Source organism: Peribacillus loiseleuriae, assembly GCF_001183985.1.
Taxonomy (GTDB): domain Bacteria; phylum Bacillota; class Bacilli; order Bacillales; family DSM-1321; genus Peribacillus; species Peribacillus loiseleuriae.
This window is the reverse complement of record NZ_LFZW01000001.1, coordinates 4,529,310-4,554,213: the sequence shown is the minus strand read 5'-3', so window position 1 is coordinate 4,554,213 and position 24,904 is coordinate 4,529,310. Positions and strand designations below refer to the sequence as shown.

Annotated in this window: 24 protein-coding genes, 1 pseudogene and 2 riboswitches; of the genes and pseudogenes, 22 read left to right on the top strand and 3 right to left on the bottom strand. The window is 39.6% G+C overall.

The genetic code is table 11. The features are described from left to right. Positions 1-79 precede the first annotated feature (79 nt). Positions 80-334, top strand: coding sequence for a DUF2573 family protein (locus AC625_RS21150; protein ID WP_049683072.1), 255 nt, complete (start codon positions 80-82; stop codon positions 332-334). Between the two features lie 26 nt (positions 335-360). Here AC625_RS21150 and AC625_RS21145 read toward each other — a convergent pair whose 3' ends face one another. The 3 genes from AC625_RS21145 to AC625_RS26150 form a co-directional block, all read right to left on the bottom strand. Further along, positions 361-639, bottom strand: a complete 279-nt coding sequence (locus AC625_RS21145; RefSeq protein ID WP_049683858.1) for a spore coat protein — start codon at positions 637-639, stop codon at positions 361-363. Between the two features lie 81 nt (positions 640-720). After that, positions 721-999, bottom strand: a complete 279-nt coding sequence (locus tag AC625_RS21140; RefSeq protein WP_049683071.1) for a hypothetical protein — start codon at positions 997-999, stop codon at positions 721-723. Between the two features lie 212 nt (positions 1,000-1,211). Then, entirely contained in the window at positions 1,212-1,343 is a 132-nt protein-coding gene (locus AC625_RS26150; protein WP_082191192.1) for a YuzL family protein, read from the bottom strand. Between the two features lie 209 nt (positions 1,344-1,552). On the opposite strand from AC625_RS26150, the gene AC625_RS21135 reads away from it, so the two are divergent. From AC625_RS21135 to AC625_RS26145, 21 genes and pseudogenes are all read left to right on the top strand, one after another. After that, a complete protein-coding gene (locus AC625_RS21135; protein ID WP_049683070.1) occupies positions 1,553-3,940 on the top strand; it encodes a 3-hydroxyacyl-CoA dehydrogenase/enoyl-CoA hydratase family protein in 2,388 nt (795 codons plus the stop codon). Positions 3,941-4,084: 144 nt separating this feature from the next. After that, positions 4,085-5,263 carry an acetyl-CoA C-acetyltransferase gene (locus AC625_RS21130; RefSeq protein ID WP_049683069.1) on the top strand — a complete coding sequence of 393 codons (1,179 nt, stop codon included), beginning with the start codon at positions 4,085-4,087 and terminating at the stop codon, positions 5,261-5,263. 59 nt (positions 5,264-5,322) lie between these two features. Next, entirely contained in the window at positions 5,323-7,107 is a 1,785-nt protein-coding gene (locus AC625_RS21125) for an acyl-CoA dehydrogenase family protein (protein ID WP_049683068.1), read from the top strand. 175 nt (positions 7,108-7,282) lie between these two features. Beyond that, complete coding sequence (locus tag AC625_RS21120) at positions 7,283-7,639, top strand: arsenate reductase family protein (RefSeq protein WP_049683067.1); 357 nt, start codon at positions 7,283-7,285, stop codon at positions 7,637-7,639. 77 nt (positions 7,640-7,716) lie between these two features. Beyond that, positions 7,717-8,100, top strand: coding sequence for a glycine cleavage system protein GcvH (gcvH, locus tag AC625_RS21115; RefSeq protein WP_049683066.1), 384 nt, complete (start codon positions 7,717-7,719; stop codon positions 8,098-8,100). A gap of 120 nt (positions 8,101-8,220) precedes the next feature. Beyond that, positions 8,221-8,571: a toprim domain-containing protein gene (locus AC625_RS21110; RefSeq protein ID WP_425415461.1), complete on the top strand. Its 351-nt coding sequence runs from the start codon at positions 8,221-8,223 to the stop codon at positions 8,569-8,571. A gap of 15 nt (positions 8,572-8,586) precedes the next feature. After that, positions 8,587-8,898 (top strand): thioredoxin family protein, encoded by a 312-nt coding sequence (locus AC625_RS21105; RefSeq protein ID WP_049683064.1) that lies wholly within the window; start codon positions 8,587-8,589, stop codon positions 8,896-8,898. Between the two features lie 452 nt (positions 8,899-9,350). Then, positions 9,351-9,457: riboswitch (SAM riboswitch) on the top strand. Between the two features lie 111 nt (positions 9,458-9,568). Next, positions 9,569-10,882 (top strand): O-acetylhomoserine aminocarboxypropyltransferase/cysteine synthase family protein, encoded by a 1,314-nt coding sequence (locus AC625_RS21100; protein ID WP_049683063.1) that lies wholly within the window; start codon positions 9,569-9,571, stop codon positions 10,880-10,882. Between the two features lie 153 nt (positions 10,883-11,035). Continuing rightward, positions 11,036-11,147, top strand: a riboswitch (SAM riboswitch). 174 nt (positions 11,148-11,321) lie between these two features. Then, positions 11,322-12,359, top strand: coding sequence for a methionine ABC transporter ATP-binding protein (locus AC625_RS21095; RefSeq protein WP_049683062.1), 1,038 nt, complete (start codon positions 11,322-11,324; stop codon positions 12,357-12,359). Further along, positions 12,349-13,017, top strand: coding sequence for a methionine ABC transporter permease (locus AC625_RS21090; protein ID WP_049683061.1), 669 nt, complete (start codon positions 12,349-12,351; stop codon positions 13,015-13,017). Before AC625_RS21095 ends, AC625_RS21090 begins: the two co-directional genes overlap by 11 nt. A 22-nt stretch (positions 13,018-13,039) precedes the next feature. After that, on the top strand, positions 13,040-13,891 hold the full coding sequence (locus AC625_RS21085) for a MetQ/NlpA family ABC transporter substrate-binding protein (RefSeq protein ID WP_049683857.1): 852 nt from the start codon (positions 13,040-13,042) through the stop codon (positions 13,889-13,891). Between the two features lie 424 nt (positions 13,892-14,315). Continuing rightward, entirely contained in the window at positions 14,316-14,468 is a 153-nt protein-coding gene (locus tag AC625_RS28760) for a YuzK family famiily protein (protein WP_483824111.1), read from the top strand. A gap of 783 nt (positions 14,469-15,251) precedes the next feature. Then, positions 15,252-16,037 (top strand): Fe-S cluster assembly ATPase SufC, encoded by a 786-nt coding sequence (sufC, locus tag AC625_RS21080; protein ID WP_049683060.1) that lies wholly within the window; start codon positions 15,252-15,254, stop codon positions 16,035-16,037. 15 nt (positions 16,038-16,052) lie between these two features. Beyond that, a complete protein-coding gene (gene sufD / locus AC625_RS21075; protein ID WP_049683059.1) occupies positions 16,053-17,360 on the top strand; it encodes a Fe-S cluster assembly protein SufD in 1,308 nt (435 codons plus the stop codon). Beyond that, entirely contained in the window at positions 17,360-18,589 is a 1,230-nt protein-coding gene (locus AC625_RS21070) for a cysteine desulfurase (RefSeq protein WP_049683058.1), read from the top strand. Before sufD ends, AC625_RS21070 begins: the two co-directional genes overlap by 1 nt. Next, a complete protein-coding gene (gene sufU, locus AC625_RS21065) occupies positions 18,579-19,007 on the top strand; it encodes a Fe-S cluster assembly sulfur transfer protein SufU (protein WP_028393690.1) in 429 nt (142 codons plus the stop codon). Before AC625_RS21070 ends, sufU begins: the two co-directional genes overlap by 11 nt. A 168-nt stretch (positions 19,008-19,175) precedes the next feature. Next, a complete protein-coding gene (gene sufB / locus AC625_RS21060) occupies positions 19,176-20,573 on the top strand; it encodes a Fe-S cluster assembly protein SufB (RefSeq protein WP_049683057.1) in 1,398 nt (465 codons plus the stop codon). A gap of 98 nt (positions 20,574-20,671) precedes the next feature. Further along, positions 20,672-21,520: a DUF72 domain-containing protein gene (locus tag AC625_RS21055; RefSeq protein WP_049683056.1), complete on the top strand. Its 849-nt coding sequence runs from the start codon at positions 20,672-20,674 to the stop codon at positions 21,518-21,520. 218 nt (positions 21,521-21,738) lie between these two features. Beyond that, positions 21,739-23,124, top strand: a complete 1,386-nt coding sequence (locus AC625_RS21050; protein WP_049683055.1) for a bifunctional metallophosphatase/5'-nucleotidase — start codon at positions 21,739-21,741, stop codon at positions 23,122-23,124. A 57-nt stretch (positions 23,125-23,181) separates the two neighbouring features. Further along, the gene (locus AC625_RS21045; protein WP_049683856.1) at positions 23,182-23,484 is read left to right on the top strand and encodes a YunC family protein; all 303 of its coding nucleotides are present in this window, start codon (positions 23,182-23,184) and stop codon (positions 23,482-23,484) included. 251 nt (positions 23,485-23,735) lie between these two features. Beyond that, a pseudogene (locus tag AC625_RS26145) lies at positions 23,736-24,790 on the top strand (IS630 family transposase). Positions 24,791-24,904 lie beyond the last annotated feature (114 nt).

Below are 24,904 nucleotides of genomic sequence, written 5' to 3'. Positions count from 1 at the left end.
AAAAGACTTATACATTCTTATCCTGTACGAAAATAGAGAGCTCGTTAAAACATAAAGTCACTTGCAAAGGAGTGTTGATATGAACGATCAATTTACTGAGCAATTTGATGGTTTGATTGAGAAATATACGGAGCTTCTTACTGGAGAAAATGATTTTGAGCTTCAGGAAAAGGTCCGGTATTGGGCACTTTATTCGTATATAGCTAAATCGATGCCTGCCCTTGCTAAGCATTGGAATGCTACCTATCCAGAAGCAAAACAAGACATGATTAAGCTGATTCAAGAAATAAAAAAACTGAACGACGACTATCGAGAACAAAAGGAGAAGGCTTAGCCTTCTCCTTTTGTTCGTTATGAACATTATTGTATTCCAGGACTATAAGGAAATTGGTTTTTATAGCCGTTAAATTGTTGGTAGGCTTGACCGACTTTTTGAGGTTCTTCTTTTTCAAGAGCATACCAGCCTTTTTCGAACATTAAGTAATATAGTTCCCTTTGCGCTGTTTCCACTTCGGTATTGATGGATTGAATATCCTGGTACAGAGTCTGATTGCTCAATTCATTCAATGCCACTCCATAAGAACTTTTTAAATATTTTTCCGTACTAAGCATATCATTAATGAAATCACGTTCATTCATTTGTGGTGTTTTGGGAATGGGAGCTTCAGGGTTTTGTATTTTATTTTGATTGGACAATTTGCATATCTCCTTTCAAAGTTATTATTGTAGCTGTTGATTTTGTTGAGCCGGATCAAGATGTGTAAGGATGGTATTATAATGGCGCTGATGCATTTGACCATATTTATTCAAGGCTTGCACGACTTGTTGATCTTGGCATTGAGCGGCGAAGAAATGGGCCTTTTTCATAGCTAGTAAATTCCAGGACAGCATATCTTTTAAATAAAGGCTATCTTTCGTTGAAACCATTTTTGGCGGCTGTTTCATAATTCCAACAGGTACATTACTCTGTGGCTGGTTTCCTTGTATACTTTGTTGCATCATCATGCCTCCTTAAAATTATGTTTCTTCTAAAAAAATACCGTTGTTAATTGCTTTATATACTATGGCGAGTAACGACTTTATCTCGGTTTAACAGGTTGTAGTCCTCCAACTCGCCTTTGTGAGAGCATCAAGAAAAAATAGGTAGAGATAAACAGCCTGTCAAACGGGACTGCCCATCCCTAGTGGATAAAACTTATGGAAGTTTCACTTTATTTTTTAAATTGATTATTTGTACTGTTCACTTTGTTTTGTCCATGTCCTTCTACTCCAGGACCTGCGTTTCCTTTTACGCTCGCTGCACTTACTGCAGCCTTTGATGGATTATCTTTACGTTTGACCATTTACGAATCACCTCCTACCTTGTTATTCTTTGTGGTTAGAGAAATAATATGTCACCATTTGTTGAATGAAAAAATGACGTTTTTAGCCAATAATGATTGCGGAATTTTCTGAAATCACCTATATTTAAAGTAGAAAAAAGATTGCTTATTTTTTAATGAAAAAATGAATGAGTGTTCATTCAAAGTATATGAGTAAGGGGGATATGAATTTGGTTCGACAAATCAGAAAGGCTGCTGTTCTAGGGTCTGGAGTTATGGGCTCAGGGATTGCTGCACATCTTGCTAACATAGGAATACCAACTTATCTTTTAGATATTGTGCCTCGAGAGCTTTCCGAGGATGAAAAGAAACTAGGATTATCACTTAAAGATAAAATGGTGAGAAACCGAATAAGCCTTTCATCTATTCAAAAACTCTTGAAACAAAAGCCTGCCCCACTTACTTCAAAAAGTAAACTCGCATTAATTGAAGCAGGTAACTTTGAAGATGACTTAGAGAAACTTAGCTCTGTCGATTGGATCATTGAGGTAGTTGTTGAAAATCTACATGTGAAAAAGGAAATCTTCGCAAAAGTTGACCAATATAGAAAACAAGGTAGCATTATCAGCTCCAATACATCAGGCATATCGATCGAAGCTATGGCGGATGGGCGTTCGTCAGATTTCCAAAAGAACTTTCTAGGAACCCACTTTTTTAACCCGCCACGGTATTTAAAGTTGCTTGAAGTCATCCCAACGAAATCAACTGATCCAGAAGTACTCTTATTCATGAAACAATTTGGTGAAGATATCCTCGGAAAAGGGGTTGTTGAAGCGAAAGATACACCAAACTTCATCGCTAATCGAATTGGGACATATGGCTTACTTGTAACGGTTCAGGAAATGTTAAAAGGCGGTTATAGCATCGGCGAAGTAGATTCCATTACAGGACCAATAATTGGTAGACCGAAAAGTGCAACGTTTCGTACATTAGACGTTGTTGGATTAGATACATTTGCACATGTAGCGAAAAACGTATATGAACAGGTAGATGGTAAAGAGAAGGATGTCTTTCAGATTCCTGACTTCGTAACCAAGATGATTGAAAAAGGGTGGCTGGGGAGTAAAAGCGGCCAGGGATTTTTTTTGAAAAAAGGAAAGGAAATTCTTGAACTTGATTCGCAAGCTTTGGACTACGGGCCGAGAAAGAAACTAAAAACGGCCTCTACTGAAATGAGCAAGCAGGCAAAAGGTTTTTCAAATAAAATGAAAGCACTTATATATTCGGATGATCGTGCCGGACAGCTCTTGTGGAATATTTTGACGCCAATGCTTACTTACTCTGCGCAGCAACTTGGTGAAATTGCAGACGATATCGTGGCAATCGACCAAGCGATGAAATGGGGATTCGGCTGGTCTAAAGGTCCGTTTGAAACATGGGATGCAATTGGAATAGAGAAATCCGTTACGAAATTAGAGCAAGAAGGCGTTCATGTACCAAAATGGGTAAAAGAGATGCTCGGAAATGGATTCACTCACTTTTACAAAGAAAATGAGCGAGGAGAAACGTTATACTTTCATCTAGGTGAATACAAGCCACTTATCGAAAATCCTAAAGCAATCAATTTGAAAAAGATGAAAAAGCAAAAAGGGATCATCAAAAAGAATAGTGGTGCAACATTAATCGATATCGGTGATGGTGTGGCATTGCTTGAATTCACCTCACAGAACAATGCAATTGGACTTGATATCATCCAAATGATTAACTTTACAATTGAGGAAGTAGCAGCGAATTACAAAGGTCTTGTCATTGGTAACCAAGGGAAGAACTTCTGTGTCGGAGCGAATATAGCCTTAATGCTTATGGAAGCGCAAGACGATAATATTTTCGAATTAGATATGGTGATCACTCAATTCCAAAAAGCGATGCTGAAAATTAAATACAGCTCGAAACCGGTTGTTGTAGCACCATTTAATATGACCTTAGGTGGAGGAGCTGAAGTTTGTCTTCCAGCTTCTCGTATTCAGGCATCTATGGAAACGTACATGGGTCTTGTTGAAGCGGGAGTTGGTTTAATTCCAGGCGGCGGTGGAGCGAAGGAGCTCTATTATAAGACGTTGAAGGGCTTGCCAAAAGGTGTGGGATTTGATTTGCAGCAAGTTGCAAACAAAGTATTTGAAATGGTTGCAACGGCAAAGGTTTCCACTTCAGGAGAAGAAGCACGTGAAAATAATTTCTTGAATTTCGCAGATGGAATCAGTGTAAATTCAGATCACTTAATTTATGATGCAAAACAAGCGGTTCTTGCGTTATATGAGCAAGGCTACACGGCTCCGGTAAAGACAAAAATTCCAGTTGTGGGTGAATCAGGATATGCAACTCTTCTATTAGGTGCCGAGTCTATGCGTTTAACAGGATATATCTCTGAGCATGACATGGTCATAGCGAAAAAGCTTGCCTTTGTTCTTGCAGGCGGAAGAGTTCCATATGGTACAGAAGTGGATGAACAATATTTATTGAACTTAGAAAAAGAGGCATTTTTGAGCTTAATTTCTATGCCGGAATCACAGCAGAGAATGCAACATATGCTTCTTAAAGGAAAGCCGCTGAGTAATTGATTTTTAGATGATATTGAATCGACCATTTATAAGCATCCGGCGCGTTCAAAAAGAGAATAATGAAGCGAGGATGAATCTAAAATTACCCTTTTTTTAATAGCCCCTAATAGATTGATAGCTTAAATTTGCGTAAGGAGGGTCCTCATGAGAGAAGCGGTCATAGTGGCTGGAGCAAGAACGCCAGTTGGGAAAGCGAAAAAAGGTTCTCTTGCCGAAGCGCGGCCGGATGACTTAGGTGCTCTTGTTGTGAAAGAGACATTAAAGCGTGCCAGCAATTACAAAGGAAACATTGATGATTTAATCATTGGTTGTGCCACGCCAGAAGCCGAACAAGGCTTAAACATGGCAAGGAACATCGGTGCACTTGCTGGTTTACCTTATTCTGTTCCTGCGATTACCATCAATCGCTATTGTTCAAGCGGTTTGAACAGTATTGCGTATGGTGCTGAAAGAATCATGCTCGGGTTTAGCGATACAGTCATTGCCGGTGGAGTAGAATCAATGAGTATGGTACCGATGATGGGACATGTAACTCGTCCGAATGCGAAGCTTGCAGAAACGGCTCCTGAGTATTATATGGGAATGGGACATACAGCTGAAGAAGTAGCAAAGAAATTTGGAATTTCTCGTGAGGAACAAGATGCTTTTGCCGTTCGGAGCCATCAAAAAGCTGTAAAAGCAATTGCTGAAGGGAAATTTGTTGATGAAATTGTTCCAGTTGACGTGACCATTCACTCTGTTGGTGCAGATTTAAGGCCCGAATCAAGGAGCTTTCAATTTACGACAGACGAAGGTGTGCGTGAAGGGACAACGACAGATATTCTTAGCAGACTACGGCCAGCCTTTTCGCTAACGGGAACAGTAACAGCTGGCAATGCATCACAAACAAGTGACGGGGCGGCGGCTGTTATGGTCATGGATCGTGAGAAAGCAACTTCACTTGGCTTCGTTCCAATGGGGAAATTTCGTTCATTTGCAGTAGCTGGCGTTCCTCCTGAAATCATGGGGATTGGTCCGGTGGCGGCGATTCCTAAAGCATTAAAACTAGCAGGGCTGGATCTTTCAAACATTGGTTTATTTGAATTGAATGAAGCGTTTGCCTCTCAATCGATCCAAATCGTCCGTGAGCTTGGACTAAATGAAGAAATCGTGAACGTAAACGGTGGCGCAATTGCCCTCGGTCATCCACTTGGTTGTACCGGTGCAAAATTAACACTTAGCCTGCTTCATGAAATGAAACGCAGAAATCAGCAATTTGGAGTAGTAACAATGTGCATTGGCGGCGGAATGGGAGCTGCTGGAGTATTTGAATTGATCGGATAATGGATTGTGCGGTTGGCAAGAAAGGTCTGACCTTGAATTCGATAAGGAGGCACGAGTAGATGGCTAAGCAAACTGAGAAGTTAATCAAAGGCGGCGGTTTTTTAGTAGAAGACATTACGTATGATCAAATGTTCACCCCAGAGGATTACACAGACGAGCAAAAAATGATTGCAAAAACAACGGAGGACTTCGTCATTAATAAAGTAGTACCGGAAGTTGAGTATTTAGAGAAGCACGAATTCGACCGTTCAGTAAAATTGCTTAAACAAGCTGGTGACCTTGGACTACTAGGAGCGGATGTACCTGAAGAGTACGGTGGACTTGGTCTTGATAAAATCAGCTCAGCATTAATTGCTGAAAAGATGTCTCGTGCAGGTGGTTTCGGAATTACACATGGTGCTCACGTAGGAATTGGATCTCTGCCGATTGTTCTTTTTGGGAACGAAGATCAAAAGCAAAAATACCTTCCATTGCTTGCAACTGGTGAAAAAATTGCCGCTTATGCTTTGACTGAGCCAAGTTCAGGTTCGGATGCTTTAGGAGCAAAAACTCTAGCACGACTGAATGCAAAAGGAACTCATTACGTATTAAATGGCGAAAAACAGTGGATCACCAATTCAGCTTTTGCGGATGTATTCATTGTTTATGCAAAAATTGATGGGAAAAAATTTTCAGCATTTATCATCGAGCGTGAATTTTCTGGTGTATCCGTCGGCGCTGAAGAGAAGAAAATGGGAATCAAAAGTTCGTCTACACGTACGCTGATCCTTGAAGACGCTCAAGTGCCAGTTGAGAATCTTCTTGGTGAAGCTGGTCGTGGGCACGTCATTGCTTTCAACATTTTAAATGTCGGACGTTATAAATTAGGTGTAGGTGTAGTCGGTGGGGCTAAGCGTGCTTTCGAATTGGCTGCTAGCTATACGAATCAACGCCAACAATTCAAAACGGCCATATCTTCTTTTAACTTAACAAAAGAAAAATTGGCGACAATGGCTTCGAAAATCTTTGCAGCGGAAAGTTCTGTCTACCGTACAGTTGGTCTTTTTGAACAAAGAATGAGTCAGCTATCAGATGAAGAAGTGAAAGACGGCAAGGCTGTTGCAGCATCCATTGCCGAATATGCGATTGAATGTTCATTAAATAAATTCTTTGCGACTGAAGTTTTGGATTATGTTGTAGATGAAGGCGTCCAGCTACATGGTGGTTATGGTTTCATGCAAGAATACGAAATTGAACGTGCATACCGCGATTCGCGAATCAATCGTATTTTTGAAGGAACAAATGAAATCAACCGTTTATTGGTGCCAGGAACATTCTTGAAAAAAGCGTTAACAGGCGAGCTGCCACTTCTTCAGAAAGCTCAGACTCTAAAAGAAGAATTAATGATGATGATGCCTGAGGAACCAAATGATGAGCCGTTGGCACAAGAAAAAATGCTGGTGAGAAATGCAAAGAAAATCGGTTTGCTTGTTGCAGGACTCGCAGCACAAAAATTTGGACCTAAGCTTGAAGAAGAGCAAGAAATTCTGGTAAACATTGCTGATATCGCGTCTCTTACTTATGCGGCTGAATCTGTTATTCTGCGTACAGAAAAAGCAATCGCTACAATTGGAATAGAAAAGAACCAACAAAAAGTACTTTATACAGAAATCTTCGTTCAAGAAGCGTTCAATGAAATCGAGCAGCATGCAAAAGAAACATTAATTGCTGTAGAAATAGGTGACCCATTGCGTATCATGCTTTCCTCCCTTCGTAAATTAACTAGACACACTCCGATCAATGTTATTGCAAAAAAGCGTGAAGCTTCTGTTAAATTAATTGAAGCAGGAAAATTTGTTTTATAAATTTAGAAATGAGAAAAGATTCCTATTCGGACCTAGTGCTTGAGCGACAGTAGAACGGAGCTAACCATAAGTGGGGATGAAAAACCCCACTTATGGAAGTTCCATTTTATTTTCGTTGCTGTAACTTTTGTATTGCTATTGAAAAAAGGGTATTCTATCAATAGGTGGTGAGAAAATGTCCTTAACATTTTATTGGTATCCAAAATGCGGAACCTGCCGCAATGCTAAGAAGTGGCTAGATGCACATGAATTTACATACAAAGACATCCACATCGCGGAAAATCCGCCTTCAAGTTCTGAATTGAAAGAGTTGTTTCAAAACAGTGGTCTCGATTTAAAAAAATTCTTCAACACAAGTGGCCAAAAGTATCGTGAATTGGGTTTAAAGGATCGTTTGAAAGAAGCATCTGAACAAGAAATGCTAGAGATTCTGGCTTCTGATGGGATGTTAATAAAACGCCCGATTGTTACAGATGGGACGAAAGTCACTGTAGGTTTTAAAGAAGAAGAATTTGAGAAGAACTGGATTTAAAGATTGTACTTTCCAATTAAAAACTCTACTTATATACTAGAAGAGGAATACTACTACATATTTGGAGGGATTTACTAATGACAACACCAAAAGAATTACGTTATTCAGAAGAACATGAATGGGTAAAAACAGAAGGCGAAACGGTTCGTATCGGGATTACTCACTTTGCGCAATCAGAGCTTGGTGATATCGTGTTTGTTGAGCTTCCAGAAGTAGGCGATGAAATTAAAGCGGACGAGCCATTCGGTAGCGTTGAATCTGTTAAAACAGTTTCTGAATTATATGCGCCAATCAGTGGTAAAATCGTTGCAGTGAATGAAGAGCTAAATGATAGCCCTGAGTTTGTAAACGAGTCTCCTTATGAAAAGGCTTGGATGATTGTGGTCGAGCCATCTGACAGAAGTGAAATCGAGAAATTGATGACTGCAGAGACATACGAAGAAATGATTAACGAAGGGTAACAATGTAAATGAGGAAGGCTGCAGTGACGGTCTTCCTTGTTTTTTACAGGTGATTGTTAGGCACTTGTTTCAAGTTTCTTATATATTGAAAGAAAGTAAGTAAGATGGGTGATGATGTTGTTGAGGCAGTCTGAGGTTGAAAAAATTCTCATTGTCGAAGGGACTTCTGATAAGCGTCAAGTAAAAAAGATTTTGAACGAAGATGTAGAGATTATCTGTACAAACGGGACAATCTCTTTAGTGAGATTGGATGAACTTGTGGAGGAATTGGAAGATAAGGATGTGTATATCCTTGTTGATGCAGATGAATCTGGAGAAAAGCTTCGGAAGCAGCTAAAGCGTGAAATGCCAAACGCTTCCCATATTTATATCGACAAAATGTATCGACAAGTAGCAGACGCTCCTCTAAAACACCTTTCAACGATGCTTCTTTCAGCTAAAATCGACGTGAAAGTGGAATATTTAGAATAGAGGATGAGTGTGACCATGCAAGAATGGAACGAAAAGGAACTGAACGATGCAATTTTACAGAAGGAGACGATTTGCTTATATTTGTACACACCGATGTGTGGAACATGTCAGGTCGCTTCAAAAATGCTTTCTGTTGCATTGGAACTGTTTCCTAACCTAACAAGTGGGAAGATGAATGTGAACTTTATCCCATCTATTGCTATGCAATATAAAATAGAAAGTGTACCTTGCTTACTGCTTTTTAAAGAGGGACAATTGATTGAAAAAATATATGCCTTTCAATCCGTACCCCATCTTTATATGCTCTTAAAGGAGCTAAACTCGTGAGCAATCATATCTTAACCTACTACGAATAAATACCCGAATGATGAAGTAGATTACTATTCATTACTCGGGTATTTGTTATATAGCTGAAAGGCGTGTGAAACCAAGGTTTCACACGAATGAGCCAAAAATCTTTTTAATAACCATATGGTGTAACATAGTCGAATGGAAAACCTAAATGGCGTTAAAACGCCACCATTGTGATGAGGGATCTACCATTTATCACACTACCCTCCCCTCATCACAATGGTGGCGGTGCGGAGCTAGAATTTCGAATGCTTTCTCGATAAAATAAGTATACCCGCTAAACAGATTGGTTAAATTAATAAGACGCGTAGACCTGTCCCTATGGCCTTCATAAAAAAGCAGTGATTGAAATGTAAAAATGAAGTTGACGAGCATGATTGCTCATGATATATTTATTTAAAGTTTAATTTACCGAAAATTTAATTAATTTCTTATCAAGAGTGGTGGAGGAACTGGTCCTACGAAGCCCGGCAACCGGTATGTATCGCATACACGGTGCTAATTCCAGCAGAGTTTTAGCTCTGGAAGATAAGGAGAGTTTATAAAAAACCTCTTCTTAAAGAAGGGGTTTTTTTAAATCCTCATACAACCTTTCCATGTCAGAGCTGACAGTATTATAAAAATGTAGAAGAGGGAGTGGATTTGCATGGGAGAAGAAAAAAACAATTATCGGTTTGAGACATTGAGTGTACACGGAGGCCTTGCGGCAGATCCGGTAACTGGAGCAAGATCATTACCTATTTACCAGAGTAATGCATTTGCATTCAAAAGCACAGAACATGCTGCCAATTTGTTTGGATTAAAAGAAGCTGGTTACATCTATTCAAGAATTCATAATCCGACAGTAACGACATTCGAGGAAAGAGTGGCCTTATTAGAAGGGGGAATTGGTGCCTTAGCAGTATCCAGTGGAATGGCTGCAATCACTTTAGCCATTTTAAATATTGCTAGTGCGGGAGATGAAATTGTATCAGCTTCAACCTTATATGGTGGTACATATAATTTATTTGCCAACACACTTCCGAAATATGGGATAAAGGTTCGTTTTGTATCACCTGATGATCCCGAAAACTTTAGAGATGCGATTACTTCAAGAACAAGAGCAGTCTTTGCAGAAACAATTGGCAACCCAAGTTTACGCGTGTTTGACATTGAAGCGGTGGCTGACATTGCGCATGAAGCAGGCGTTCCGCTCATTATCGATAACACGTTTGCTACTCCATATCTTTGCAGACCGATTGAATTTGGCGCGGATATTGTCGTTCATTCAGCAACAAAATGGCTGCTTGGAAATGGAACAACATTGGGCGGGATCATTGTAGACGCAGGGAAATTCGATTACAACTCACCTAATTTCCCGGGATTCACTGAACCAGATCCAAGCTATGACGGAATCGTTTACGCAGAAGCAGTTGGTCCAGCCGCCTTTATTACCAAAGCACGTGTGCAGCTACTCCGAGATCTTGGACCAGCATTAAGTCCGCAAAGTGCTTTCCAATTTGCTATTGGGTTGGAAACCTTACATGTAAGAATGAAGGAACATATTTTGAATACGAAGATTATCATCGATTATCTGCAAAAACATCCAGCGATTTCCTGGGTTTACTATCCCGGAAATGAAGATCATCCAGATAAAAACTTGGCTGACAAATATTTACCAAAAGGTGCGGGATCCATTGTTACGTTTGGTATTAAAGGTGGTAGAGAAGCAGGAGCGAAACTTATCAACTCCATCCATTTATGGTCTCATGTCGCCAATGTAGGGGATGCAAAGAGTTTAATTATCCACCCTGCGAGCACAACGCACCAACAGCTTTCAGCCAAAGAGCTTGAGAAATCGGGTGTAAGTGAGGATTTAGTACGCTTATCGGTTGGAATTGAAAATGCCAAAGACTTAATTGATGATCTTGAACAAGCGATTGAACAGGCCACAGGGATTCAGTCACTTACGGTAAAATAACTTTTCTAAGATGGTTAAGAACAAGGTTTTTTTTACAAAGTTTCAAAAAATAGAAATATAATACATTGACACTCTATCTTTTTGCATGGTATTATTCCAACGAAAACGAAATGAACTTTAATTGATGATTCATCAATTTCTTATACTTGTTTGCTCTTATCAAGAGAGGTGGAGGGATGTGCCCGATGAAGCCCGGCAACCGGCAAAGCAATTGCTTTGAAAAGGTGCCAATTCACACAAAGCGGATTGCTTTGGGAGATGAGAGAAAGGTCTTTTTTCATAATGCCTTTCTGCTCATGCGGAAAGGCATTTTTTATTTCCAATCATGCAATTAATCAATGCATGAATGGAGCGGTTCGTGAAATCTTATTTATGTAGAAGGTTTTTACAAACAACTTGAGTAGGTTCATAGGGTTTATTGCATAAAGAGGTGAGTTCAATGATAACATTGTCGAAAGTTAGTAAGGTATTTGGTACAAGATCCTTGAAGTCCCAACCGATTAAGGCGGTTGATGAAGTCAATTTAACGATTGATAAAGGTGAAATATTTGGAATTATTGGTTATAGTGGTGCTGGAAAAAGTACCCTCATTCGAATGCTGAATGGTCTGGAAACCCCGTCTACAGGGTCTGTCGTTGTTGCAGGAAATACCATTTCAAGCATTAAAGGCCGTAACTTGCGAAAGGCACGTCAAGAGATCAGCATGATTTTTCAACATTTCAACTTATTGTGGTCTCGTACTGTACACGATAATATCGCATTTCCACTTGAAATTGCCGGAGTCAAGAAAAGTGAACGCCAAAAACGAGTGAATGAATTAATTAAGTTGGTCGGCTTAGAGGGCCGAGAAAATGCCTACCCTTCCCAATTGAGCGGCGGGCAAAAGCAAAGGGTTGGAATAGCACGAGCTTTAGCGAATAACCCAAAAGTACTTCTTTGTGATGAGGCGACATCTGCGCTCGATCCGCAAACAACAGACTCGATTCTAGAACTTTTGGTGGATATTAATAAACGATTAGGATTAACCATTGTCCTAATAACTCATGAAATGCATGTAATTCGCAAAATTTGTCATCGGGTAGCCGTCATGGAAGGCGGCAGGATGGTTGAGCAAGGACCAGTTCTTGACGTATTTAAAAACCCAACTGCACAAATTACAAAGCGGTTTGTTCAACAAGTAACTGAGCCGGAGGAAACGAAGGACACTGTTGCGCATTTACTCGAGAACTATCCACAAGGCAAAGTTGTTCAATTAACGTTTGTAGGGGAAAATACGGAAAGTCCGCTGATTACAAAGCTTATCCGTAATTTTCAATTGGACGTTAATATCGTTCAAGGGAAAATTTCGCAAACTCAAAATGGATCGTATGGCACCTTGTTCATTCATATGGACGGTACTGATGAGGAAATCGCCCACGCAATTACATTCATCAAAGAACAGCAGGTTGGCGTGGAGGTGATTTCAGATGCTGAATAATTGGTTTCCGAATGTCATTTGGGAAAATATCTGGCTTGCTACGAAAGAAACATTGTATATGTCAGGCATTGCTTTACTTGCGACTTTTATATTAGGAATCGTACTAGGCTTGTTGTTATTTTTAACATCAAAAGGACAGATGTGGGAAAGTAAATTTATTAACGTGATTGTTTCTGCAGTGGTTAATATATTCCGTTCGATTCCATTTATTATTCTTCTTATCTTATTAATTCCGTTTACGATTATTGTTGTAGGTTCTATGTTAGGTGCAAAGGCGGCACTTCCTGCATTGATAATTGGCGCTGCGCCGTTTTATGCGAGAATGGTTGAGATTGGTCTTAGAGAAGTTGATAAGGGTGTCATAGAAGCTGCGAGATCCATGGGGGCTAAAACGAGCACGATTATTTTTAAAGTATTATTACCAGAATCCATGCCTGCTCTTGTTTCAGGTATCACAGTTACGGCTATCGCATTGATTGGTTATACGGCAATGGCTGGGGCAATTGGTGCGGGTGGACTAGGAGATCTTGCTTATAAAGAAGGATTCCAGAGAAGCAAAAATGATGTAACGATGTTAGCGACGATTCTTATATTACTGATTGTGTTCGTCATCCAATTTATTGGTGACTTCATAACTTCAAAATTAGACAAAAGATAAGATGGAGGGAAAGAAAATGAAAGTGAAAAAGTGGTTATCAACTTTAGCGATTACTTCTGCATTACTATTAGGTCTGACGGCATGTGGAGGTGCTACTAATGAGAAAGAAAGCGGCAATGGTTCTGCGGATGATAAAGGATTAACAAAGCTTGTAATTGGTGCTTCCAATATCCCACACGCTGAAATTCTGGAAAAAGCAAAACCAATTTTAAAGGAAAAAGGAATCGATCTTCAAGTAAAAGTATTCTCGGATTTTATTTTGCCAAATAAAGCATTGGCTGCAAAAGAAATTGATGCGAACTATTTCCAACATTTACCGTATTTAGAAGAGGCGAATGCGGATGAGGGCTATAATCTCGTTAATGCTGGCGCTGTTCACATTGAGCCGATCGGGATTTACTCTAAAAAGTATAAAAGTTTAGATGAAATCCCTGAAGGCGGAAAAATTATTATGCGTGATGCTGTATCAGATGAAGGAAGAATTCTTTCTATTTTTCAAGAACATGGTTTGATTAAGTTAAAAGAAGGCGTAAATAAAACAAAAGCAACGATCAATGATATTGTTGAAAATCCGAAGAAACTTGTATTCCAACCTAATATTGAAGCGGCATTGCTTCCACAGGTCTTTAATAATGGTGAAGGGGACGCTGTAGTAATCAATGCAAACTATGCATTAGATGCTGGACTTGATCCGATAAAAGATCCAATTGCAGTTGAGTCAGCAAAAGACAATCCGTACGTAAATATTATTGCCGTTCGTGCTGGTGACGAGAACCGTAAAGAAATTAAAACACTAATAGAAGTTCTACACTCACAAGAAATTAAAGATTTCATTACTGAAAAGTATAAGGGTGCTGTTTTACCTGCTGAATAATGATAAAGAAAGAGGATGTCTCATAAAAGTGCTTGGCACATTTAGGGACATCTTCTTTTTTGTGAATGATTATCAGCTTCACTAAGAAGATCAGACCCAATAACGATTAACACTATAGTCAGCCAGCTCCTTATAAGACACCCTATTTTTTGTAAACACCCAATTCGCTCGCTAAATAAAGAAGAAAGGGGGATCGTTTTTACTGGAAAGTGTCCTTTAATGAATGGGCGATTTATATATTGCATAGCAATGGTCCGTAATAATAAGGATATTAGTTGTATTCACCAGCTGATCATGTGTAATCGACTCTGTGCCGGGTATATGGGTTTTGAAAAGTAAATTGCTGAGATGTTACACTAAAACCCAATAAAAAATGGAAGGATGATTCATTATCAACTCTCTAGAGTTAACCGTAACGAGCGAAATGGAAAAGGCGATGCAACAATCACATGGAATAGGCTACAGTGAGTATAGCAGGCGATTGGATATTAGGCTCCAAGTCGAGGAACGAAGAGAGAGGGATTATGAGGAAAGCAACCGAATCGTGAATAATTTGCAACGGCAGATTTATTTATAATTCCATTTGTATAGCCAGGCAAAAGATCGGCCGAAGTTCATTAGAGTGAACAGCGGTCGATTTTTTTGGGGTTGCTGGGTTAAACGATATTGTAGAGAAGATGATGAGGGTGTCCCGTAATGACAGGGTCAGACCTCCTAACTACAATATATTGTTCAAAATGATGTATATATAACACTATAAATTGTGTATAGAGAATGAGCTCAAGACCTTTTGGGACATCCTTATCAACCGTCTATACCATTGTCTTTAGTATAATAATTTTAAAGAATCGAATTAACGTTTTTTTAGAGCTTGTTCAAAAAGGAGGATAAAAAGAGCCGAGAAGTTCGAGGAGTGATTGTCTCTAGAGCTGCGCGTATGCAGTAATACGTGAGGACTGGAGAGACAGAGTTTTGATGCAATTCGATAGCTATTTTTACCGGACCTTTTGAAAATCCTCTTTTATGGGGAAAATAATGAGGTGCTTGTAGGAAGATTCAAGAGACGGGCTTCACTTGCAATATAAATAGGAAAACACTATCCTTATAGTAGAAAAGCATCTATATACCGCTTTAGCGGGCAGTAAGACTCCAATCTTAAGGCTTAGAGAAATCGAAAAAGCGTGGGTGGGGGATGAAGAAAGCCCCCACTGATTGCAGTTTCACTTTATTAGTTGCTTCCAGTTTAAATTTGATATAAGATTATAATGAGAATAAAGTGAGAATCATTTTAAAGGTCATAGAAAAGAAGGTATCTTACTTTCTAGCTATAAAATAGGATTTAGATCACGGAGGTATTACTATGTCAGGTTCAACATTAACGATTAAAGATCTTCATGTTTCAATTGAAGGAAAAGAAATTTTAAAAGGTGTTAACCTTGAAGTCAAAGGTGGAGAAATCCATGCAATCATGGGACCTAATGGAACAGGTAAGTCTACTCTTTCTTCAGCAATCATGGGACACCCTAAGTATGAAGTAACTAGCGGAAGTATTACATTTGACGGCAAAGATGTTCTTGAAATGGAAGTTGACGAACGTGCCCAAGCTGGTCTTTTCCTTGCTATGCAATATCCAAGTGAAATCAGCGGTGTAACAAACGCGGACTTCCTTCGCTCAGCAATTAACGCACGCCGCGAAGAAGGCGATGAAATTTCACTTATGAAATTCATTCGCAAAATGGATGAGAAAATGGATTTCCTTGAAATGGATCAAGATATGGCTCAACGTTACTTAAATGAAGGATTCTCAGGCGGAGAGAAAAAACGTAATGAAATACTACAATTAATGATGATTGAACCAAAAGTTGCAATCCTTGATGAGATTGACTCAGGTTTGGATATTGACGCTCTTAAAGTCGTTTCAAAAGGGATCAATGATATGCGTGGCGAAGATTTCGGTTGCTTGATCATCACTCACTATCAACGTCTATTGAATTATATCACTCCTGATTTCGTTCACGTTATGATGCAAGGGCGTGTTGTTAAATCAGGCGGTCCTGAGCTTGCACAACGCCTAGAAGCAGAAGGATACGAGTGGATTAAAGATGAATTAGGCATTGAAGACGAAACTGTTGGCCAAGAAGCGTAAGTAGGAGGATTTGTCATGACTACCGAAACAAAACTACCAGTTGAACAAGAGTATATCAGCTCTTATTCGCAACAAAACAATGAACCAGCTTGGCTGACGGAACTTCGAGTTCATGCATTTGCAGGACTGGAAAATCTGCCGATGCCAAGACCTGATAAAACAAAAATAGATACATGGAATTTCACATCTTTCAAATCTCATACTGTTGAAAGTGAATCATTCACTTCATTGAATGACCTTCCTGAAGCTGTGAAATCGCTTGTTGATTTAGAAGAAAGCAAAAACTTATATATCCAGCGCAATAATACGCCTGCATTTTTTAGATTATCTGAAGAGTTGAAGGCTCAAGGAGTTATTTTTACAGATATCTTCACAGCAGCACGCGACCATGGAGAACTTGTACAAAAATACTTCATGAAAGACGGTGTAAATGCTGATGAGCATCGCCTTGTATCATTCCATGCTGCGTTAATGAACGGTGGAGCGTTTTTATATGTTCCGAAAAATGTTGAGATAAAAGAGCCGATTCAATCTATTTTCTTAGTGGATCATGCAGATACTACATTATGCAACCATGTATTAATTGTAGCGGATGACAATAGCTTAGTAACGTATGTAGAAAACTACATTTCTACGGTTGAATCAGCATCCGGAATTGCAAACATTGTGACGGAAGTTATTGCTAATGCTAATGCGAAAGTCACTTATGGAGCTGTTGATACACTTTCTTCAGGATTTACGACGTATGTGAACCGACGCGGTGTAGCAGGTCGTGATGCTCGAATTGAGTGGGCGCTTGGATTAATGAATGATGGCAATACTATTTCTGATAACACAACCTATTTAATGGGCGATGGTTCATTTGGAGATACAAAATCAGTTGTCGTTGGCCGTGGAGAACAGAAGCAGAACTTTACAACCCAAATTATTCATTATGGAAAACGTTCTGAAGGATATATTCTGAAACACGGAGTAATGAAAGATGCTGCACAGACCATTTTCAATGGTATTGGGAAAATTGAACACGGAGCGACAAAAGCGAATGCAGAGCAGGAATCACGCGTGTTGATGCTTAGTGAGAAAGCTCGTGGAGATGCGAACCCAATTTTGCTTATTGAAGAAGATGACGTAACGGCAGGACATGCTGCATCAGTCGGGCGTGTAGATCCTCTTCAGCTTTACTACTTAATGAGTCGGGGGATTCCAAAGGTTGAAGCAGAGCGCTTGGTCATCCATGGTTTCCTTGCACCAGTAGTAAATGTTCTTCCAATTGAAGGCGTAAAGAAGCAACTAGTTGAGGTAATTGAAAGGAAAGTTAGATAATGAATCCATACGAAATTCGTAAGCTTTTCCCAATTTTAGATCAAGAAGTTAATGATCAGCCTCTAGTTTATCTCGATAGTGCTGCCACTTCACAAAAGCCAAGCGCAGTTATTCAATCCATTGAAGATTACTATCGCGGCTACAACTCCAATGTACACCGCGGAGTTCATACACTTGGAACAAAAGCTACGGATGCGTATGAAGGAGCCCGTGAAAAGGTTCGCAAATTCATTAATGCCTCTGCAATGGAAGAAATTATTTTCACAAGAGGCACAACGACTTCTTTAAACATAGTAGCGAAAAGCTATGGTGGTGCCCATCTATCTGAAGGTGACGAGATTGTCATATCTTATATGGAACACCATAGCAATATCATTCCGTGGCAGCAGATTGCCAAGCAGACTGGAGCTGTCCTGAAATATGTACCGCTTCAGCCTGATGGAACAATCTCTATAGATGACGTTAAAGCAACGATCACCAATGCAACAAAGATTGTTTCGATTATGCATGTTTCGAATGTAATGGGTGTAATAAATCCAGTTAAAGAAATTGCTGCGATTGCTCATCAATATGGAGCGATTATGGTGGTAGATGGTGCCCAAAGTACACCGCATTTAAAAGTAGATGTTCAAGATTTAGATTGTGACTTTTTTGCTTTCTCAGGTCATAAGATGGTCGGGCCGACTGGTATCGGCGTATTATATGGCAAGAAAGAGCTTTTAGAAAAAATGGAACCAGTTGAATTTGGCGGAGAGATGATTGATTTTGTAGGCCTATATGAATCAACATGGAAAGAGCTCCCTTGGAAATTTGAAGGAGGTACTCCGATTATCGCTGGTGCCATTGGTCTAGGAGCAGCCATTGACTTTCTTTCTGAAATTGGCTTAGACAATATTGAGGCGCATGAGCATCACTTAGCTGCCTATGCACTAGAAAGAATGGCAGAGATTGATGGCTTAACAATTTACGGTCCGCTTGATCCAATGAAGCGAGCTGGCGTTATTACGTTTAATGTTGCTGATGTTCATCCACATGATTTAGCAACCGTGCTCGATATGGACGGAATTGCCATTCGTGCAGGACATCACTGTGCACAGCCATTAATGAAATGGCTCGATGTATCAGCAACTGCTCGTGCCAGTTTCTACCTGTATAACACCGAAGAAGATATTGATAAGCTTGTAAAAGGGCTTGTCAAAACAAAGGAGTATTTTAGTAATGTCCTTTAATAACTTAGATACACTTTATCGACAAGTCATTATGGACCATTATAAAAAACCGCGCAATAAAGGCGTTTTGGAAGATGGAAACTTAACGATTGATATGAATAACCCGACATGCGGCGACCGAATCCGTTTAACGATGAAAGTGGAAGATCAGAAAGTAGTCGATGCGAAGTTCGAAGGTGAAGGGTGTTCTATCTCAATGAGTTCAGCTTCGATGATGACTCAGGCGATAAAAGGGAAAGATATTGAAACAGCAGTCAAACTTTCAAAAACATTTTCCGAAATGATTCAAGGTAATGAATACGATGATACTCTAGACCTTGGTGATATTGAAGCCCTTCAAGGAGTTTCGAAATTCCCTGCTAGAATCAAGTGTGCAACATTAGCTTGGAAAGCGATGGAAAAAGGGTTGAAGGAGTGAAACTTTCATCAGAGGGAGACATTTCCCACTGATGGTTAGTTGAATCAATCGGGGATTTACAGCCTGTTAATCCGGAATAAATAAACACAATGTGTAAGAAGCGTCTCTGACAAGGGGTTAGACTCTAATGAGACATCCTTGCCATTTTGAAATGGAGGAAAACGAGCTATGGCTAAGAAAATGCCTGATATCGGTGATTATAAATATGGCTTTGCGGATCGAGATGTATCGATTTTTCGTTCAAAACGTGGTTTGACAAAAGAAATTGTCGAAGAAATCTCTCGTATGAAAGAAGAACCGCAATGGATGCTTGATTTCCGATTAAAGTCATTGGAAATTTTTTATAAGATGCCAATGCCTCAATGGGGCGGCGACTTAAACAGCTTGAATTTCGATGAAATTACGTATTACGTAAAACCGTCTGAGAAATCTGAGAAATCTTGGGATGAAGTTCCAGAGGAAATTAAACAAACGTTTGATAAGTTAGGAATTCCTGAAGCAGAGCAAAAGTATTTGGCTGGGGTTTCAGCTCAATATGAATCAGAGGTTGTTTACCATAACATGAAGAAAGATCTTGAAGACTTGGGAATTGTTTTTAAGGATACAGATTCAGCGCTTAAAGAAAATGAAGATATTTTCCGCGAGTATTTTGGAAAAACAATTCCACCATCTGATAATAAATTTTCTGCACTAAACTCAGCAGTATGGTCTGGTGGATCATTCATCTATGTGCCTAAAGGCATTAAAGTAGATACGCCGCTACAAGCTTATTTCCGTATCAATTCGGAAAACATGGGGCAGTTCGAACGTACGTTAATTATCGTTGATGAAGGCGCAAGCGTTCACTATGTTGAAGGCTGTACAGCACCAGTTTACACAACAAACTCACTTCATAGTGCGGTTGTTGAAATCATCATCAAGAAAGATGCATACTGTCGTTATACAACGATTCAAAACTGGGCGAACAACGTATACAACCTAGTTACGAAGCGAGCAGTATGTGATGCGAATGCGACGATGGAATGGATTGATGGTAACATCGGATCTAAATTAACGATGAAATACCCTGCTGTTATTCTTAAAGGAGAAGGCGCACGTGGTATGACATTATCGATTGCAATTGCGGGTAAAGGTCAGCATCAAGATGCAGGAGCAAAAATGTTGCACTTGGCACCGAATACATCTTCTACCATTGTATCCAAATCAATCTCGAAACAAGGCGGAAAAGTAACGTACCGCGGAATTGTTCACTTTGGACGTAAAGCGGACGGTGCTCGTTCAAACATCGAGTGTGATACGTTAATTATGGATAATAGTTCAACATCTGATACGATTCCATACAATGAAATTTTAAATGATAATATTTCTTTAGAGCATGAAGCTAAAGTTTCCAAAGTATCAGAAGAGCAATTGTTCTACCTGATGAGCCGCGGAATCTCTGAGCAAGAAGCTACAGAAATGATTGTTATGGGCTTCATTGAACCGTTCACAAAAGAACTACCAATGGAATACGCCGTAGAGATGAACCGCCTGATCAAGTTCGAAATGGAAGGTTCAATCGGATAACACACCCTAAACACCACCAAACCTGCCGATTCACTTGGCAGGTTTTTTATTGGGAAATAAATTGGGAAATGGGGTCTGACCCCTAAAGGAGGGGTTCGATGATTTATATTGGTGTGACTGGTTGGGGGGATCATGATCGTTTGTATGGGGATGGGGTTTCGAAACGTGATCGGCTACGGGAGTATGGGGCACATTTTCCGACGGTTGAGGTGGATGCGTCGTTTTATGCAGTGCAGCCAAAGCGGAATGGCGAAAAATGGGTCATAGAGACTCCTCCTTCTTTTCAGTTTGTTGTAAAGGCCTATCAAGGTATGACGGGGCATTTACGTGGGGAAAATTACTATAAAAGTAAAAAGGAAATGTTTAGTGCGTTTCATGATTCACTTGAACCCTATCAGAAAGCAAATAAACTTGGGATGGTCCTATTTCAGTTTCCTCCATGGTTTGATTGTAAGCGTGAAAATGTGGATTATTTACGCTGGTGTAAAGCGGAAATGGGCAAGGTTCCTGTTGCTTTGGAATTTCGCAATCAAAGCTGGTTTGCACCAGGGATGTATGAGAAGACGCTCACTTTTTTGGAAGAAGAAGGTTGGATTCATACAGTATGTGATGAACCTCAAGCAGGAGTTGGATCGGTCCCACTTGTACTTGCAACGACTAATCGTAAAAAAGCACTTGTCCGTTTTCACGGTCGAAATATTCATGGCTGGCAAAAGGCAAGTGGTGGACAAAATTGGCGTGAAGTCCGCTATCTATACCGCTATAATCAAGAAGAATTGCAACAATGGGTAAGCAGGCTCAGAAAACTTGAAGAATCCGCTAAAGATGTGTATGTTTTATTTAACAATAATTCAGGTGGAGACGCAGCAGACAACGCGAAACAAATGATTGACTTACTCGGAATTGAGTACAGTGGATTAGCCCCTAAACAGCTGGATTTATTTTGAATGTAAGATTTAAAACGACAAGGTGAAATGAATTTTTAGTCTCACTTGTTTTTTGGCAAGGTGCAACAGGTTGCCTTAGACATGCAGAGTGAGAATATCTATATGTTCTTTCTTACTTTCTAAGATCGACAGAGCATATCTTTAGAGGAAGTATGCCATAAATTACAGTGGGCTTTACATTATTCGGAGGCATATTGGATACATAGGGGGAAAAAACATTGTCAGAGATCATCCATTTATATCATACAAATGATGTGCATAGTCATTTTGAAAATTGGCCTCGTATCGCTCATTTTTTACAAAAAAGAAAAAATTTGCATCAGGAGACTGGCGAAGACACGCTCTTACTTGACATTGGTGACCATGTTGATCGATGGCATCCCTATACAGAAGGGACGCTTGGTAAAGGAAATGTATGCTTGTTGAATGACTCAGGCTATCAATACGTGACGATTGGAAATAATGAAGGGATAACACTCCCGTATGAAGCATTGTCATCTCTATATGATCAAGCAACATTTAAAGTTCTAGTAGCTAATTTATATAATGAAAATAGAATTCGACCTGATTGGGCGCATCCATATTTCATACATACTACCAATCATGGTACAAAGATCGCTTTGATTGGAATCACCGCCTATTTTCAAAAGTTTTATGTTACTTTGGGCTGGCATCTAAATGAGCCTTTTGATGAATTAAAAAAACAACTTCAAGATATTCATAATCAAGCAGATTTGGTTGTGGTACTTTCCCATTTAGGCATTCATGACGATGAAAGAATGGCAGCTGAATTTCCCGAAGTGGATGTAATTCTTGGAGCTCATACCCATCATGTTCTTCACCAAGGAAGAATGATAGGAAACACGCTTCTTTGCGGAGCTGGGAAGTATGGCCAATTTGTTGGTCATGTGGAAGTCAAGCTGGATGCCAAGAAAAGAATAATCAATAAAGCAGCACGACTATATGATACAAATGAGCTGGAAGAAGCACCGAATGAGGAGCAATGGATTGAGAGCCTAAATAATGCCGGCAGGTTGGAGCTTGAAGAAGAGGTAGTAACACTTACAGAATCAATTGAAAATAACTGGTTTCAACCATCTCCTCTATCAAAGTTGCTTTGTGAATCATTAAAAGAATGGACAACAGCGGACTGCGCAATTCTCAATGCTGGACTTCTTCTGGAAGCTTTGCCAAAGGGACCTGTGACAAAAGGGGATATTCACAGGATTTGTCCGCATCCTATCAATCCTTGTGTGATTGAATTAAATGGTGCAGAATTGAAAGAAATACTTTTGCAATCCAGAGATGTAGAATGGCCCCACATTCTGTTAAAGGGACTAGGCTTCAGAGGTAAAATAATGGGTATAATGGTGTATGAGGGAATTGACTTTGTGAAAAATGAAGATGGGCTTATAAAAAAAGTCATGATAAATGGAAATGAACTACACTCTGATCAAAAGTATAAGCTTGCGATTCCTGATATGTTTACGTTTGGTCGTTTTTTTCCGCAAATACAGAGGACAGAAGCAAAAGAATACTTCATGCCAGAATTTCTGAGAGATCTTTTAGGCTGGAAATTAGTAAAGAATAATCTTGGACAATGACACATAATGGCTCTTTTATTCATACAGTATGATGAATGAAAGGGGGCGATTACATTGATGAATGTAACTCCTATTACGATAGCGGGTAAGACATTTATCGGCATTTCTGTAGCCTTGCCGAAAACCAACTTACTAGCTGTTGCTTCAGAAACAGGATATATCATGTGTGGTGCGCTAGATGTTGCCCTGCTCAATGAAAAACTGAGTGCCCGCAAAATTATCGCTGGCCGAGCGACAGGTGTACGTACAATGGAACAGCTGCTTACGGCACCATTAGAATCGGTAACGCTAGAGGCAGAAAGATTGGGAATTTCCGTTGGCATGAAGGGTAGCGATGCTTTACTGCTCATGCACGGGTGATATATATATAGTATGAAAGAGGGCGACTAAAAAGGGCCTAACTCCTACAAAATAATCTGTATTAAGAATGGCGAACATTCGTCTGATACTAGATATTGCAATGTGGAGTCTAGCCCTCAGTTTTAGTCGGCCTTTTTCATTTGTAAAAGATAGGCATAAATTTATTGAACTATATGAAACGCATTAAAGGTTTTTGAGTATCTCTTGTCGAATTCTGTCTAGTATAGATGATCAAGAGGGTGTGTGAAGAAATGAAAAAAAAGGGGTACGATGACCTAGGAAGACGACTAGAAGAAATCCAACAGGTACTGAAAATAGAAAAGAACGTACGTTTATATCAACGGTATCAAGTGATTCTCCTTCACTTACAAGACCATATGAATCGGGAAATTGCTAAAATTGTAAACCTTAATGAGAATACGATTAGCACGTATATTAAAAAATACCAGAAACTTGGCATTGATGGCTTGAAACTGGGGCATTCTCCTGGAGCGCCTCGTCGGTTGACACAAGAACAAGAAGCACAGGTGCGGGACGTTATCTTGCACCAGACGCCTGCAGAAGTTGGTTTGAAAACGAATATGAATTGGACGAGTCCGTTGTTACGCGAATGGATTCTACGGGAATTTGGTATTCAGTATGCCGATCGCGGAGTACTTAATCTCCTCCATCGGTTAGGATTTAGTCATACACGTCCTTCCTACACACTAGCAAAAGCGGATCCAGTCAAGCAAGCTGCTTTTCGTGACACATTTAATCACGTAAAAAAAAATTAGAATCGGGTGAAATCGATACGATCTTATTGCAAGATGAATCGGCAATCCGTGACTACCTTGCCATTGGATATACTTGGTTTCCAAAGGGACAGCAACGTAAAATCCCAACGTACGGCCAGCATCAAAGCGTAAAGTTACTAGGCGTACTTGATTATGAAAATGGATCCGTTTTCTGCATGCAAGACCATACATTTAATGCAGAAACGTTCCTTTATTTTCTGAAAAACGTCTTGATTCAGTATCCTATCGGAAAAATCGTAATGGTATTGGATCATGCTCGTATTCACCATGCCAAGTTGATTCAACCTTTTTTAGATGAACATAAAGAGCGTCTAGAACTTCTATTTTTACCGCCGTACAGTCCAGATCCAAACCCGATTGAAGGGCAATGGAAGTGGCTGAAAATGTAAGTTATTTACAATGTGTTTTATGAGTCCGTACAGGAAATTCGTAAAAATGTTCAGGCCTTTATATCTGAAATCAACCAGACTCCGAAAAAGGTCATTGATCGACTGTGTTTGATTTTATAATTTCTTTAATACGTTCTATATACTTAAAAGAATTGTCTGCATTACCGATAAAATAAAATGTAGGTTATAAAATAATAATAAGTAAATTAGATAGAGGCTAACGAATGAATATTT

Coding starts and splice junctions, on each gene's coding strand:
- AC625_RS21150 (WP_049683072.1), top strand. CDS start 80: ATGAACGATCAATTTACTGAGCAATTTGATGGTTTGATTGAGAAATAT.
- AC625_RS21145 (WP_049683858.1), bottom strand. CDS start 639: ATGAATGAACGTGATTTCATTAATGATATGCTTAGTACGGAAAAATAT.
- AC625_RS21140 (WP_049683071.1), bottom strand. CDS start 999: ATGCAACAAAGTATACAAGGAAACCAGCCACAGAGTAATGTACCTGTT.
- AC625_RS26150 (WP_082191192.1), bottom strand. CDS start 1,343: ATGGTCAAACGTAAAGATAATCCATCAAAGGCTGCAGTAAGTGCAGCG.
- AC625_RS21130 (WP_049683069.1), top strand. CDS start 4,085: ATGAGAGAAGCGGTCATAGTGGCTGGAGCAAGAACGCCAGTTGGGAAA.
- AC625_RS21125 (WP_049683068.1), top strand. CDS start 5,323: ATGGCTAAGCAAACTGAGAAGTTAATCAAAGGCGGCGGTTTTTTAGTA.
- AC625_RS21120 (WP_049683067.1), top strand. CDS start 7,283: ATGTCCTTAACATTTTATTGGTATCCAAAATGCGGAACCTGCCGCAAT.
- gcvH (WP_049683066.1), top strand. CDS start 7,717: ATGACAACACCAAAAGAATTACGTTATTCAGAAGAACATGAATGGGTA.
- AC625_RS21105 (WP_049683064.1), top strand. CDS start 8,587: ATGCAAGAATGGAACGAAAAGGAACTGAACGATGCAATTTTACAGAAG.
- AC625_RS21100 (WP_049683063.1), top strand. CDS start 9,569: ATGGGAGAAGAAAAAAACAATTATCGGTTTGAGACATTGAGTGTACAC.
- AC625_RS21095 (WP_049683062.1), top strand. CDS start 11,322: ATGATAACATTGTCGAAAGTTAGTAAGGTATTTGGTACAAGATCCTTG.
- AC625_RS21090 (WP_049683061.1), top strand. CDS start 12,349: ATGCTGAATAATTGGTTTCCGAATGTCATTTGGGAAAATATCTGGCTT.
- AC625_RS28760 (WP_483824111.1), top strand. CDS start 14,316: ATGGAAAAGGCGATGCAACAATCACATGGAATAGGCTACAGTGAGTAT.
- sufC (WP_049683060.1), top strand. CDS start 15,252: ATGTCAGGTTCAACATTAACGATTAAAGATCTTCATGTTTCAATTGAA.
- sufD (WP_049683059.1), top strand. CDS start 16,053: ATGACTACCGAAACAAAACTACCAGTTGAACAAGAGTATATCAGCTCT.
- AC625_RS21070 (WP_049683058.1), top strand. CDS start 17,360: ATGAATCCATACGAAATTCGTAAGCTTTTCCCAATTTTAGATCAAGAA.
- sufU (WP_028393690.1), top strand. CDS start 18,579: ATGTCCTTTAATAACTTAGATACACTTTATCGACAAGTCATTATGGAC.
- sufB (WP_049683057.1), top strand. CDS start 19,176: ATGGCTAAGAAAATGCCTGATATCGGTGATTATAAATATGGCTTTGCG.
- AC625_RS21055 (WP_049683056.1), top strand. CDS start 20,672: ATGATTTATATTGGTGTGACTGGTTGGGGGGATCATGATCGTTTGTAT.
- AC625_RS21045 (WP_049683856.1), top strand. CDS start 23,182: ATGAATGTAACTCCTATTACGATAGCGGGTAAGACATTTATCGGCATT.